The sequence below is a fragment of the Thalassospira sp. MCCC 1A01428 genome (genome assembly GCF_002115825.1).
Classification (GTDB): Bacteria; Pseudomonadota; Alphaproteobacteria; order Rhodospirillales; family Thalassospiraceae; genus Thalassospira.
Genome location: NZ_JFJZ01000003.1, coordinates 264247 through 277996, shown reverse-complemented (window position 1 = coordinate 277996; position 13750 = coordinate 264247). Strand labels below are relative to the sequence as shown.

Sequence of the window (13750 nt, the reverse complement as noted above, 5' to 3'; positions counted from 1 at the left end):
CTGGCCCGGCGCAAGCTGATAGAATACCGGGCTTGAGCAAGGGCGAGGGAAATGTCTAATCACCCGCTGCCGCATGGTTTGACCCAGATTGCCGAGGTTGCAGGTACTGATGCGGCCCTGACCCTGACCCTTGCGCGCGGCGGATCGCGGTTTCGGATTCCGCAACGCGCTGAAGGGTCTTTGCTTGCTGAAATTGTCGGGCTTGACGCGGCACAAAAAATTGTGAAGGATCTCGCCGACGAGCGCATTGAAATTCCGCTGGCCAAAAAGATTGTCGCGGCCTGGCTTTATGATCAGGGCTGGAGCCAGGAACGGATTGCGATGCGGTTAAAGGTCAGCCGTCGTACCGTGCAATACTGGCAGTCCGGTACCACGCCGACCCGGCAGACGGACCTGTTTTCCGCACTTTAAAATCCCGTACCAAAATTCCGCAACTGTCAGGGGCGCAAGTGTTGCGCCCTGATATGATTTAAGCGGATCGCGCATCCTGCTTTCAACATTGTTGGAGCGGGATTTCATGTATTCCAGAACCTTTTCAGAGGCTGTTAAAACCGTCCTTTTGCATGAGGGCGGTTTTGTTAATGACGCCACCGATCCCGGCGGGGCGACCCGCTACGGGATTTCGCTGCGTTATCTGATCTCGCTGGGCGAGATCGATCTGGATCATGACGGGTTTAATGATTTCGATTTTGACCGTGACGGCGATGTCGATGCCGATGACATGCGCCAGATGCCGCGTGAAACCGCGATCACGATCTACCATGACAACTGGTGGGCGAAATATGGCTATGACAGCCTGCCGGGCGGTATTGCCCCCAAGGTTTTTGACCTGGCTGTCAATATGGGGGCGTTGCAAGCACATAAGTTGCTGCAACGTGCCTGTCGCGCGTGTGGCGAAAACATCCCTGATGATGGTGTGATTGGCCCCCTGACCAAACGGGTTTTGTTTGACGTTGACCAGTGGGGGGCGATGACGGCGTTTCGCTCTGAAACTGCCGGGTTTTATCGCGGGTTGATTATTGCCAAGCCGAAATTTGAAAAATATCGCGGCGGCTGGTTAAGCCGCGCTTACGCGTGAGGGGATGATGGGGGCTTTGCTTGCTGCCTTAACCGCCGCACCCGCCCTGTTTGACGGGGCGCGCGCGGTTTATAATGCGGTCACCGGCAGCGATGATGCCGGGGAGACCGCGCAGGAGTTATCACAACAGGTTGATGCACTGCCGCCTGAGCAGCGCGACCGCATCATTGCCAGCGTCATTCAGCTTCAGCAGTTCGACACCCAGCGGTTTATGAACCTGACCGCAGGCGATGCCGACCATGTGCGCGCCACGGCCCGCCCGCAGATTGCCCTGCAGGCGATGGGGGTTATTCGCCTGTTTGGTTATGCAATTTCGGCGCTGTTTTTTCTCGCAGTCGCCGATTGGGCGATGAAAATCGGCGGGTTTTATTTTGGTTATCAGCTGCCGGGCTTTTCGGTATGGGCCAGCATTGCCGAGGCAAAACCCGTTGCGGAAATGATCTGGGCACCGGCGCTGGGGGCCTTTTGGGCCTGTGTAAGCGTGATTAAAAAATACATGGGCTGCCGGGAACGCGACAAGGCGATTGAGGCGGAAATTCGCGCCGGTCGGCCACTGGATGCCAGCGCGGCCACTGTTGCAGCGGCCAGCGAAGGTGTGGCGAGCGTGATCAAGGCGTGGAGGAAGTGATGGGGGACATCGTTGATGACGCGCAGGAGCTTGAATACCGGCTGCGCACGCAATCGCTGGCCTGTCACCGGATACGGGCTGCCGAACTGGTTTTGGAAAACTGTGTGGAATGCGGGGAGCCGATACCAGATGCGCGGCGCAAGGCCCTGCGCGGGGCATTGCGCTGTATTGGGTGTCAAAGTGAATTGGAAACAGGGAGCCGGTTGTGACGCTGGAAATGCTATCGAATTATGGCTGGGCGTGCGTGTTGGTGTTGCAAGGATTTTTTGCCTGGACGGGCTGGTCGCTTAAAAAGCGGTTCGTCACACGCGAGGATTTTGAAGCTGACATGAAAAAGCTGGCAGACGTGTTTTCGCGCGACCTCGGCGACATCGGCATGAGGATTGATCATGCGACAGACAAGGTCAATTTGATGGAGAGCCGGTTTGCTGGCGTGCCATCGCAGTCGGAGTTTCATGAATTAAGCATTGCAATCGAACGGCTGTCGGGGCGGTTGGGCGGGATCGTGCAGCGTGTTGAGGCGGATGCCGAAAACCAGAAACGGGTCGAACGTGTTCTTGATCGTGTTGAAACCTATCTGCTGAATGCGAAGGGAGGCATGCCGTGAGCTACCGTGATTTTGTTGCCGAAAAGCGCCGCCTGACCATCTTGCGGTACCTTGCCGAAGAAAACGGCTATTCCGCCAATGATAGCGTGATGCATTCGGTGGTTGAGCATTTCGGGTTCGGATGTTCGCGCGACATGGTGCGCGGGGATTACGCGTGGTTGCGCGATATGGGTATGGTTACTGTTGACGAGATTTCCACCACTGTGCATGCCGCCACTATTACCCAGCGCGGCCTTGATGTCGCCGCTGGCCGGGTACAGGTGGCCGGGATCGCGCGGCCCGGTCCGGGGGCCTGATCATGGCGGTTAAATCAAAGATTGAAACCGAGTTGTCGCAGGATGACTTGAAGGATTTTCGGCATTTGATGGCGACGGGTCGGTGCTCGATTGACAGTCTGGTCGAATGGCTGGCGAAGCGCGATTACGAAATCTCACGATCCTCGGTCGGCAGATATAGTAAAAACTTTGAACGGGTTGCGGCACGGCTGCGGGAATCGCGCCAGATTACCGAGGCGATTGCGACTGAACTGGGCGAGTCCGCTATTCAGGGCAAGCAAGGTCGCCTGCTGGTCGAAATGACCAGGTCGATGGTGTTTGATTTGCTGATGAAGCTGCAAGACGAGGAAGCTGACCTTGAGACCAAGGATGTCATGATGCTTGGTAAAGGGCTGGCCGACCTTGGCAAGGCTTTGCGCAATGATCAGGATTTTGAGACCAGGCTGCGCGAACACATTGCCGCCGAGGAACGCAAACGCGCGGCTGACATGGTCGAGAAGGTTGCGGCGAAAACCGCCAAAGGGCTGTCAAAAGAAGCTGTCAGTGCCATCAAGGCCGAGATCCTTGGCGTAAGTAATTAGGTGAAATGATGGAACTGGCAGAAACCCGTCTGGAACCAGTGGCATTCGATCCTTCCGTCTTTAATCCGGATGAGGTGTTGCTGAAATATCAGCGCGACTGGATTGCCGATAAAGCCGAAATCAAGATTGCCGAAAAATCGCGCCGAACCGGTTTGACCTGGGCGGAAGCCGCCGACGCGGTTTTAACCGCAGGGGCATCAAAGAAAGCCGGTGGCGACAACCATTTCTATGTCGGTTCGGGCCGCGATATGGCAGTCGAGTTTATCGATGCCTGTGCGATGTGGGCCAAGGCATTCGATCAGGCGGCTGGCGAGATCGAGGAAGAGGTTCTGAAGGATGGTGACAAGGATATCCTGACCTTCAATATCCGGTTCGCCAGCGGTTTCAAAATTCAGGCGCTGTCGTCACTCCCCAGCAATCTGCGTGGTCGCCAGGGCAATGTGACGATCGACGAGGCGGCTTTCCACGATCATCTGGACGAGGTGCTGAAAGCGGCCCTCGCGTTGACGATGTGGGGATCGAAGATCCGCATTATTTCGACGCATAACGGTGTCGAGCATCTGTTTAACGAACTAATCGAGGACACGCGCGCGGGAAAGAAGCCCTACAGTATTCATCGTATTACCCTGGACGATGCTTGCGAACAGGGTCTTTACCAGCGCATCTGTCAGATCCGGGGTGTCGAGTGGAGCCCGCAGGCCGAACAGGCATGGAAGAAAAAGCTGCTGGCCGGGACCGCATCGCGCGAAGATGCGTTTGAGGAATACTACTGCGTGCCGAAATCAGGCGGCGGGGCTTATTTATCACGCACCCTGATTGAAAGCCGCATGCATGACGCGCCGGTTATCCGGTTTGACGGGGATGACGCCTTTAATCTGTTGGTGGAAGCACAACGCGATATCGAGGTGGCAGCATGGTGCGAACAGTATCTTGCCCCCGTGCTCGCCACCCTTGATCCGACAGATGAGCATGTGTTTGGCGAGGATTTTGGCCGGTCTGGCGATTTGACTGTTATTGCACCAATGGCAATAAAACCGGCGTTAAAGCGTGTGGTGCCGTTTCTGGTTGAGTTGCGCAATGTGCCGTTTCGATCCCAGGAGCAGATCCTGTTTTATATTGTTGACCGGTTGCCGCGTTTGCGCGCCGGTCGGCTTGATGCGCGCGGCAATGGGCAATATCTGGCTGAACAGGCGGTTTACCGCTATGGCGCATCGCGCATCGAGGCGGTGATGATCAGTCAGGCCTGGTATCTCGATGTGATGCCAAAATTCAAGGCGCGCTTTGAAGATGATTTGATTTTGATCCCGCGTGATCGCGATGTGGTTGATGACGTGCGCGCGATTCAGGTGATTAAAGGCATTCCCAAAATTCCCGATGCCAAAACCGGCGATAACAAAAACCGCCACGGAGATGCGGCGATTGCCCTGGCAATGGCGGACAGTGCCGCCGATGGGGAAAGTGCGCCGATAGAATTTACGTCAGCGCCCAAAGGCGGGCCGTTTGGTCGCTCAGGCGTGCATGACGATGACGAACTCGACGATGACGCTGACGAAGGTTTTGCTGCATCGGGTGCCTGGTAAGGAGACGACAGATGAAGCGCAACAAGAAAACAAAGAAACTCATCAAGCCGAACGTCAAGGAACCTGCATTAAATGAGTTGCAGTCCGATGCCGAGGCGCGGGTTGGCCAGCTTAAACAGGAATTTGCCAATCACCCCTCCAAAGGGCTGACGCCAGACAAGCTGCACCGCATTTTAGAAGCCGCCGAACAGGGCGATCTGGCAGCACAGTCCGAGCTGTTTGAGGATATGGAGGAAAAAGACCCGCAGATCGGTGCGGATATGGCCAAGCGTCGCCAGGCGGCGTCCGAGCTCGAATGGCAGATTTCGGCACCGGACGGCGCATCTGCCGCAGAAACCAAAGCCACCGAGTTTTGTTCGGAGGTGTTTAGTGGCATTGAGGTAGAGGATCTGATTGGCGATATGGGATCGGCGGTCGGGCATGGCTGGGCACAACTGGAACTGCCGTGGGACCGTGAAGGAACGGCGCGGCGAATTTGCCAGCCCGTATTGCGCCCGCATGGCTGGTTCGCGCTTGATCAATATGATCAGAACAGGATCGTGATCAAGGGCCTTCAGAATGATGAAGCGCAGTTGTGGCCATTAGGCTGGGTGTCGCACCGGCATCGCGCCAAACCGGGTTATGTGGCGCGCACCGGGCTGCACCGGATGCTGGCATGGCCGTATTTATTTCAGAATTACGCGCTGGGCGATCTGGCGCAATTGCTGGAAATTTACGGGTTGCCTGCGCGGATCGGGGAATATCCGCGCGGGGCAACCAATGCGGAAAAAGCCGCTCTTTTGCGGGCTGTGACCAGCCTTGGCCGGTCGGCAGCGGGCATCATCCCCGAAGGCATGAAGATTGATTTTTTAAATGCTGCCGAAGGTCGTGCCGATGTTTACCAGGCGATGCTCGATTGGTGCGAACGGGCCAAGGCCAAGGTTATTCTAGGTGGGACGCTGACCAGTGGTACCGGCGAAGGGACCAATACCAATGCACTGGGTAATGTGCATGAGCGGGGCTTAAACAGCCTGATCCGGTCTGACGTGCGGCAATATGCCGGGACGATCCGGCGCGATATTTTGTGGCCGATGGCAGCGCTTAATTTCGGCATCGAGGATTTGCGCCGCGCGCCGAAATTCTGGCTCGATACCGACGAAACCGAGGATTACAAGGCGCTGTCAGACACATTACCAACCTTTGTTGATATGGGCATGAAGATCCCGATGTGGTGGGTGCATGAAAAAACCGGCATTCCGACTGCGACGGATGAGGACGAGGTTTTGCAGGCAAAAGCGAAGCCTGCGCCCTTCGCCCCGGGTGAAACCACCCCGGCTGATAAAACCGATGTTGCGGCGACGCGAATTGCGGCACTGAAGTCTGGTACTGCGCTTTCCAGCGATGCGGTATCAGGGCAAATCGAGACCGCGCTAAAGGACGATCCGACAGCGGGCTGGATCGAGCAGATCCGCAAGGTTGTGGATGAGGCCGATAGCCTTGAGGCCTTACGTGACCGGCTGGTGGAAATGACCGCCGAGCTTGATACGGGAAGCCTTGCTGATGCGCTGGCCGAGGCAATGGCGGCGGCACATCTGGCAGGGCGCTTTGATCTGATGGAGGGGCTCTAGCATGGCGTCATCGGCGCAGTATGGCAGCGTTCCCTTTAAACAGCAGATCGATTTTTTTCGATCCAAGCTGGCCATGCCGACCAGGACCTGGACTGACCTTTATGCAGGAGAGCATGATCACGGCTTTATGGTGGCCGGGGCGAGCAAGATGGCGCTGGTCGAGGATCTGCAACAATCCATCGCCAGAATGATTGAGGGCGGCCTGACCATCGCGCAGTTTCGCAAGGATTTTGACGAGATTGTCGCCCGGCATGGCTGGGATTACAAAGGGGGCCGCAACTGGCGGACGCGCGTGATTTATGAAACCAATCTGCGCCAGTCTTATCATGCGGGGCGCGAAGCGCAGATGGCGGACCCCGAATTGCGCGCGCGCCGCCCTTATGGGCTTTACCGGCACGGCGGATCATCTGATCCGCGCCCACATCATCTGGCAAAGGATGGCTGGGTTATTCCGCTTGATGATCCGTTCTGGGATACCTGGTCGCCGCAAAATGGTTGGGGCTGTACCTGCAAGAAATTTGCGATTTCTGCCCGCGATGTGGAGCGCATGGGGCTGACCGTGATGGAGCAGGCCCCTGATATTCCGATGGTGGATAAAACCATTGGTGTGAATGGTCCCAGTCCGCGTGAGGTGACTTTACCTGAAGGGATTGATCCGGGGTTTGAACATCGGCCCGGTGCGGGGCGCGTAAGATCGATGTCGCCGCCCGAGATTGAGCAGCCGTTGAAATCTGTCCCCGGTCGGCACTTCCCGGACCGGGGTGCGGTTGATGCCTTACCCGATGCGCAGGATTTTACCGGTGCGTTGTTGGAGAATGGTCTGGCACCGGAGGCTTATATTGACAGCTTTTTGAAGGAATTTGGCGCAACGCTTGATACCCCCAAGGTCTTCAAGGATGCAGCGGGTGAACCTTTGGCGATTTCCGATGCGCTGTTTCGTCATCCTGGCACAGGCAAGCTGAAAGTCGGCAAGCGCGACCGCGCCCGGTTTTTGCCGATGCTGGCCAGAGCGATTAAAGAGCCTGACGAGATATGGGTGGCAGGTGAATTTCACGGTGCGACGGATAAACCGGTTTTACGGCGTCGCTACATCGCCAGCTTCATGATTGAGGGCGAAGCCCAGCCCGGTATTGCAGTGTTTGAATGGGGCCGCGATGGCTGGGCCGGTGTGACGACGTTTCAAACCGACGACGAGCATATTGACGCCTTCAGGGCCGGTGTCAGGCTTTATCGGCGCGGGCAATAAGAAACCACGGCGCTGACCCGTCGTGGTTCGCCAGAGCATGGGATTGGTGGTCTGGTCAGAGACTGCCTGCCCTATGGCGCTGGATTAATTATAGGAGACAGACATGGCCGGGGCAAGTTTAGAGTTTGACTTCACACTGGATGACCGCGAAGCCCAAAGGCGGTTTCGGCAGTTGATTGCGCGCGGTGAAAACCTTGCCCCGTTATTGGCAGATATTGGTGAATATCTTGATCTGGCGCATCGCGAACGCTGGGATCACCAGACATCGCCCGACGGCGAGCCGTGGAAGCCCCTGAAGGCATCGACTGTAAAGCGCAAGCAGCGCAAAGGCCGTGATCGCGGCATTCTGATTGAAAGCGGCGATTTACGCGATTTGCTGCGCTATCAGATCACGGGTAATGAGCTGGCATTTGGCACCGACCGGATTTACGGCGCGACCCAGCAATTTGGCGACGAGGATCGCGGCATCCCGGCGCGCACCTGGCTGGGCTTTTCGTCCGAAGATATTTCGGTGATTGAGGATATTGTGAAGGACTATATCGGGCTTTAACAACATCTCTGACCAGCGTTCCGATTTTTCGCCCGTGGTGCGTTTTGGCATTAAAGCTGCCCCGTTGTGGCTCTGAAAGCGGGTGCGTCGCCTGATATAGCTCTTAAAACCTCTTAAATGCCTCTTAAACTTCAAGGGGCGGTCGGGTTCGCTCCTGTTTGGCGGTCTTGCGTTAAAGGGCGATCCGGGGTAGCGTCAGTCCTGCCTTGAAAGGCACTTTCCCCAAAATCATCAAAACCGGCATTGAGGGCGCAACCTTACGCCCTTATGACCTGTGCGCGTTTGACCGAAGATGTCGGCATGAAAACGCATCAGCTATCCAAAAAACATATGCCGAAGATCGCCATTTGTGCCGTGTCGCTTGACCGGACGCAGGGTGATTTAAAGCGTCTGATGCCTGCGGGCACATTCTCCGCTCCGCGCGGGGCAATGTCTGGTCAGGGGCCGTGGCATCTTGACCAGGCATCGGCTGCTGTGCTGATCGCAAATGCGCAAAACCGTTCGACCAATATCGTGATCGATTACGAACACCAGACCCTGATGTCGGCACAAAACGGGAAACCGGCCCCTGCGGCGGGCTGGGTTGACCCGAAAACGCTGGAATGGCGTGAAGACGGCCTTTATGGCGCGGTCAAATGGACAGCTGCGGCACAGGCGATGGTCGATGCGGATGAATATTTGTATCTGTCGCCGGTCTTTCCCTATGACGGGAGCGGCACCCCGCTTGACCTGTTGCAAATTGCACTGACGAACACCCCGGCCATTCACGGGCTGGATCAGCGGGCGCTAGCGGCAGCCCGTGCGGCCCTTCCCTTTGATATCGAACATTCCCAAACGGAGACCGATGAGATGGACCTCAAAATCCTGCTCGAAGCCCTTGGGCTTCCCGAAGACACCACCGAAGCCAATGCCATCAAGGCGGTTGCGGCCCTGAAAACCGGCAATGACCAGATGGCCGCCCTGCGGGCCGAGCTTGGCCTGAAAGACGGAGAGGACGCCAAACCGGCGATTGCCGCGTTGAAAGCCGCACCGGCTGTGGGTGTTCCCCAGCCGGTCTATGACGAACTGAAAGCCCAGTTGGCCGTGCTGAAGGCAAGTGGTGAAGAAAGCGAGCGGGACCGCCTTATTGAAGAAGGTGTTGCCGATGGCCGCATTGCCGGTAAGGCGACAGCTGACTGGCTGCGCGGCCAGACCGTTGCGGTTTTGAAATCGCATCTGGCGGACGCGGCCCCGCTTGCGGCCTTAAAGGGGCTTCAGACGGCAGGCAAGGCCCCGGAAAAGAAAGCAACGGATGGCAACGGCCTGAATGATGCGGATCTGGCTGTCTGCAAGCAGATGGGTCTTTCCCCCGAAGATTACGCCAAAGCGAACGCCTCGTAAGGCGCTCCGGGTTTTAACAGCTAAAGCGGAAAGGATTTGATCATGACCGCAGCAACCAAAAACACAAATACGCCGCATCGCCTTGGTCTGTCACGCGGCTATGGCATGGCGGCGGCCACCCACGCCTACGCAGGCACGATTGCGGTTTTGAATGGCGGGTTTGTCGAACCGGCCACCACAGCCACCGGCCTGATCGCGGTTGGGGTGTTTAGCGCTGAATGTGACAACTCGGCAGGTGGCGATGGCGACATGGTCGCGGCTGTTGAACGCGGTATTTACCGCTTTGCCAACTCAACCTCGACCGATGCGATCACGACCGGCGAAATCGGCAAGGCTTGCTACGCGGTCGATGATCTGACGGTCGCAAAGACCAGCGGCACAAGCACGCGCAGTATTGTCGGCATTGTCGACGATGTCGATGACAGCGGTGTCTGGGTCCTGGTCGATCCGACCAGCGGCGTCCTGGCGTAATCGATTACCCCCCGAAAGGATCTTTATTATGGATTTAACGTCCTCCAATCTTGAAGCGGTTTTCAAGGGCTATAAAACCGCGTTTCAGCAGGGTTTTTCTTCGGTCGGCGCGGAAGAAGATATTGCAGGTATGATCGCAACCACTGTGCCCAGTACCACGGCGGTTGAGGTTTATCCGTGGCTCAAATCGATGGCAGATTTGCGTGAATGGATCGGCGACCGTGTTATTCATTCCCTGGAGGCGGCTGAATTTGCGATCAAGAACCGCAAGTTTGAATTGACCCACGGCGTTTCGCGTGATCGCATCGAAGATGACACCTATGGGGTTTATGCGCCGGTTTTTCAGGAACAAGGCCGATCAGCCAAGGTGCATCCCAATAAACTTATTGTTGAACTGATCGAAAGCAACCCGCTTTGCTATGACGGGCAGAACCTGTTTGATACGGACCATCCGGTGCTCGATGCAGACGGCAAGGAAACCAGCGTTTCAAACGATATGGGCGGGGCTGGCCCTGCCTGGTACGTGATGGATCTGTCGCGCTTTATCAAGCCGTTCATTTTTCAAAAACGCCGCGACTATGATTTCCGGTCGATCACGAACCTGAATGATTCAAATGTCTTTATGACCGACAACTTCATTTTCGGCGTTGACGCCCGTGCAAATGCCGGTGCCGGTCTTTGGCAATTGGCCGTGCGCAGCAAGCAGGAACTGAACGCAGAAAATTATGAAGCCGCCCGTCAGCGCCTTCAGGGCCTACTGGGGGATTATGGTCGCCCGCTGGGCCTTGCCCACACGCATACGATGGTACCAAGCACGCTTGAAGGTGATGCACTACAGGTTGTCAATACTTCGGCGCTTGCAGGAGGCGGCACCAATAAATGGTTTAACACCTCCAAAATTGTTCTTAACCGCCGTCTTGCTGCGGCCTGATCCAGCGTCCTTTCAGGATGACGAGACCCCATAGGAGAGTAGCATGGCAGCGCGCAAAAGCGGGAATGCAGCACCGAAGGCACCTGCATCTTCGGCGAAAAAGAAAGACCAGGAGGAAGCTGAAAAACCAGCTTCCGCCGACCCGATGGCGGTGAAAACCGACACCGGCGATAGCCAGGACAAGTCGGCGGGTGACGGTAATGCCGAAAACGTCGTCGATCAGGCCGCCGCTCAGACGGGTGGCGAAGACGAACAGGGCACGGACAGCGAGGATGACCGGGACTTCCTGTTGCCCGAGGAGATCATGGTCAAAACCCGGCGCGGTCTGACGACGTTCCGTCGGGCTGGTCTGCGCTTTGGCCGGGAGCCAGTCACACTGAAAACTTGCGACCTGACCGATGATCAGATCGGGGCCATTTTTGCTGAACCTAATCTCGTGGTTCAGGAAGCCTGACATGCCCTATGTCAACGCAACCGACCTTGGCAATCGTATCGGGACGGATCAGCTTACCCGGCTGGCTGACCGCGATGGTGATGATGTTGCCGATACCGGCGTGATCGATGCGGCGATTGCCGAGGCGGATGGCGTGATTGATGGATATCTGGCAGGTCGTTATGACCTGCCGCTTTCCAGTCCACCGGCCCTTTTAAAAACCATTGCCTGTGATTTGATCCTGTATGCCCTGCATTGGGTCGAACCCCCCGAGGGCATACGCAACCGCAAGAATGACGCGATCAAAATGCTGCAATCGATTGCCGATGGCAAACTGGTTCTTGATGGTCGCACCCCCAGCACAGACACCCCGCAATGGGGCGATGCGCTGCCGGTTATGGCCGATCCGCGCAAGATGGGGTTTTAAATCATGGCGGACCTGGCCCCGTTGATCCGCGCCCGGTTGAAGGCTGAAATTCCCGCGCTTCGTGATGTGCGGGGTACGGTCGATTTTGCCGCGATCGGGCGCAACCTGATCACGTTTCCAGCCACATTTGTTTTTCTTGCCGCCGATAGTGCCACGCCCAACACCCGAGCGGTCGGGGCCTTTGTGCAGAATGTAACGGTCGATGTTGCCGTGGTGCTGTGTGTGAAGGGTGCGAATGACCCCACTGGCGAAAAGACATCGGACGAATTGGAAGATTTGCGCGCCAAAATCCGCACCACCCTGATCGGCTGGGAACCGGACAATGGATTTGAACCGGTCGGCCTGCGACAGGGGAAGCTTCTGGGATTTAAAGACGGTGTCGCCTTTTGGCAGGACACGTACCAGGCGAAGGATGAATTTCGCGCCTGATTTTTAGGGAAAGGAGCCTGTCATGAAGGGCGGTCGCTACGAAGTTGACAAGAAAACCGGCGTGGTCACGCGGACCGAGCATATGGGCAAACCGGTGACCTCTGAAAAAATTCAGCCGGCTGCGAAGCCTGCCAAGAACAAGGAGTAGGTTCGATGAGCCTCAAATGGCGCAAGACAGTTATTCTGGCCAAGCTGGAAACGACTTATGGCACCGATGCCACCCCGACCGGGGCGGCAAACGCGATCCAGATTTCGGAAGCCACGGTTACGCCGCTGGCCGGGGACGAGGTTGAGCGCGGGTTGCTACGGCCAACGTTGGGTGCCGACCCTTCGGTGCCGGTGAACACACACGTCACTTGTGATTTTACCGTGGAAATTGCCGGGTCCGGTGTTGCGGGCACGGCCCCGGCCTTTGGTCCTTTGTTACGGGCCTGTGCGATGGCCGAAGTGGTCGATGCGGGTGTATCGGTTGCTTATAATCCGGTGTCGGAAGATGAAGAGTCGGCCAGCCTGTATTTCAATCGTGACGGCAATCTGTTCAAGCTGGTGGGTGCGCGCGGCAATGTCACTGTTGAAATGAATGCCAACAACTTGCCGGTGTTTAAATTCAGCTTCGTCGGATTGTGGACACAGCCCGCATCAGCATCCCTGCCAACAACCGATTTTTCGGGCTTTATTCCGGCTTTGCCCGTCACCAATGCCAACACGCCAACCTTCACCCTGCATGGCTTTAGCGCTGTTGCAACGGCATTCACGTTTAACCTCGGCAATACGATCAATCACCGGGACCGCATGAATTCCGAGGAAGTGAAGTTTTCCGACCGTAAGATGAGCGGGTCCGTCACTTTTGAAGAACCGCTTATCTCGGCCAAGAACTTTTACAGTCTGGTCAAGGCTGCGACGCTTGATGCGCTGCAACTGGTTCACGGCATCACGGCAGGCAATATCGTCACAGTCGACATGCCCAAAGTTCAGCTTAAAACGCCGAGCCAGAGCAATGAGGACGGCACCGTCATGATGGCGCTGACTTTGACGCCAACGCCGGATGAAGGCGACGACGAAATCACCCTCACATTCACCTGACATTCACCTGATTAACTGGCCTCTCATTGCCCTTTGAGAGGGCTTTCAGACCGCTTTTAACGGAGTTTCCCCATGTCTTTTGTTCTTCGCGAAAACCACACTTTCAAACGCAAGATTGAGGTCAAGGTGCCGACCGATACCGGTTTCAAGGCCGAGAGCTTTACCGCCACCTTTGCCGCGATTGATAGCGATGAAGCCAAAGAACTGTATGAGGCCGAAGATACCAACAAGGACCGCGTTTTGCTGGATCGCGTCTTTATCGGCTGTGACGGCATCAAGGACGAAGACGGCAACGATGAGACCGATACGGCATCCTTGCGCGAGATGCTGTCAAAAATTCCCTATGTGGCGTTGCCTTTGATTACCGCGTTCTGGAACGGGTTATCGGGTCAGAAAACAAAAAACTGATCGATGCTGCGCGCCACTGGGCGGCGGGCGAGCAGC

The 13750-nt window shown here is 56.5% G+C and carries 20 protein-coding genes; all 20 read left to right on the top strand.

Annotated features, from left to right (window positions below; genetic code table 11):
- Window positions 1-51 precede the first annotated feature (51 nt).
- The 20 genes from THS27_RS04300 (at window position 52) to THS27_RS04210 (ending at window position 13714) form a co-directional block, all read left to right on the top strand.
- Complete coding sequence (locus tag THS27_RS04300) at window positions 52-411, top strand: helix-turn-helix domain-containing protein (protein ID WP_085588199.1); 360 nt, start codon at window positions 52-54, stop codon at window positions 409-411.
- A 106-nt stretch (window positions 412-517) separates the two neighbouring features.
- Entirely contained in the window at window positions 518-1078 is a 561-nt protein-coding gene (locus THS27_RS04295) for a glycoside hydrolase family 108 protein (protein ID WP_085588197.1), read from the top strand.
- Between the two features lie 4 nt (window positions 1079-1082).
- Window positions 1083-1706, top strand: a complete 624-nt coding sequence (locus THS27_RS04290) for a hypothetical protein (RefSeq protein WP_139835466.1) — start codon at window positions 1083-1085, stop codon at window positions 1704-1706.
- Window positions 1706-1915, top strand: a complete 210-nt coding sequence (locus tag THS27_RS04285; RefSeq protein ID WP_085588193.1) for a TraR/DksA family transcriptional regulator — start codon at window positions 1706-1708, stop codon at window positions 1913-1915. Before THS27_RS04290 ends, THS27_RS04285 begins: the two co-directional genes overlap by 1 nt.
- The gene (locus THS27_RS04280) at window positions 1912-2313 is read left to right on the top strand and encodes a hypothetical protein (RefSeq protein WP_085588191.1); all 402 of its coding nucleotides are present in this window, start codon (window positions 1912-1914) and stop codon (window positions 2311-2313) included. Before THS27_RS04285 ends, THS27_RS04280 begins: the two co-directional genes overlap by 4 nt.
- Entirely contained in the window at window positions 2310-2609 is a 300-nt protein-coding gene (locus THS27_RS04275) for a hypothetical protein (RefSeq protein ID WP_085588189.1), read from the top strand. Before THS27_RS04280 ends, THS27_RS04275 begins: the two co-directional genes overlap by 4 nt.
- Window positions 2610-2611: 2 nt before the next feature.
- Complete coding sequence (locus THS27_RS04270; RefSeq protein WP_085588187.1) at window positions 2612-3169, top strand: DUF3486 family protein; 558 nt, start codon at window positions 2612-2614, stop codon at window positions 3167-3169.
- Window positions 3170-3174: 5 nt separating this feature from the next.
- Window positions 3175-4749, top strand: coding sequence for a terminase large subunit domain-containing protein (locus THS27_RS04265; RefSeq protein ID WP_085588185.1), 1575 nt, complete (start codon window positions 3175-3177; stop codon window positions 4747-4749).
- 11 nt (window positions 4750-4760) lie between these two features.
- Complete coding sequence (locus THS27_RS04260; RefSeq protein WP_085588183.1) at window positions 4761-6356, top strand: DUF935 domain-containing protein; 1596 nt, start codon at window positions 4761-4763, stop codon at window positions 6354-6356.
- 1 nt (window position 6357) lies between these two features.
- Window positions 6358-7602 carry a PBECR2 nuclease fold domain-containing protein gene (locus tag THS27_RS04255; RefSeq protein WP_085588181.1) on the top strand — a complete coding sequence of 415 codons (1245 nt, stop codon included), beginning with the start codon at window positions 6358-6360 and terminating at the stop codon, window positions 7600-7602.
- 103 nt (window positions 7603-7705) lie between these two features.
- Complete coding sequence (locus THS27_RS04250) at window positions 7706-8152, top strand: phage virion morphogenesis protein (RefSeq protein ID WP_085588179.1); 447 nt, start codon at window positions 7706-7708, stop codon at window positions 8150-8152.
- 300 nt (window positions 8153-8452) lie between these two features.
- On the top strand, window positions 8453-9532 hold the full coding sequence (locus THS27_RS04245; RefSeq protein WP_210402819.1) for a phage protease: 1080 nt from the start codon (window positions 8453-8455) through the stop codon (window positions 9530-9532).
- 42 nt (window positions 9533-9574) lie between these two features.
- Window positions 9575-10003 carry a hypothetical protein gene (locus THS27_RS04240; RefSeq protein WP_085588177.1) on the top strand — a complete coding sequence of 143 codons (429 nt, stop codon included), beginning with the start codon at window positions 9575-9577 and terminating at the stop codon, window positions 10001-10003.
- Window positions 10004-10031: 28 nt separating this feature from the next.
- A complete protein-coding gene (locus THS27_RS04235; RefSeq protein WP_168184823.1) occupies window positions 10032-10934 on the top strand; it encodes a Mu-like prophage major head subunit gpT family protein in 903 nt (300 codons plus the stop codon).
- A 43-nt stretch (window positions 10935-10977) separates the two neighbouring features.
- Window positions 10978-11388 carry an HI1506-related protein gene (locus tag THS27_RS04230; protein WP_085588174.1) on the top strand — a complete coding sequence of 137 codons (411 nt, stop codon included), beginning with the start codon at window positions 10978-10980 and terminating at the stop codon, window positions 11386-11388.
- Window position 11389: 1 nt separating this feature from the next.
- Complete coding sequence (locus THS27_RS04225; RefSeq protein WP_168184822.1) at window positions 11390-11794, top strand: gp436 family protein; 405 nt, start codon at window positions 11390-11392, stop codon at window positions 11792-11794.
- Between the two features lie 3 nt (window positions 11795-11797).
- Window positions 11798-12223, top strand: coding sequence for a hypothetical protein (locus tag THS27_RS04220; RefSeq protein WP_085588170.1), 426 nt, complete (start codon window positions 11798-11800; stop codon window positions 12221-12223).
- A gap of 22 nt (window positions 12224-12245) precedes the next feature.
- Window positions 12246-12371, top strand: coding sequence for a hypothetical protein (locus THS27_RS27560; protein ID WP_256376746.1), 126 nt, complete (start codon window positions 12246-12248; stop codon window positions 12369-12371).
- A gap of 5 nt (window positions 12372-12376) precedes the next feature.
- A complete protein-coding gene (locus tag THS27_RS04215; RefSeq protein WP_085588168.1) occupies window positions 12377-13306 on the top strand; it encodes a phage tail tube protein in 930 nt (309 codons plus the stop codon).
- Between the two features lie 72 nt (window positions 13307-13378).
- A complete protein-coding gene (locus THS27_RS04210; protein WP_085588166.1) occupies window positions 13379-13714 on the top strand; it encodes a hypothetical protein in 336 nt (111 codons plus the stop codon).
- Window positions 13715-13750: the final 36 nt, after the last annotated feature.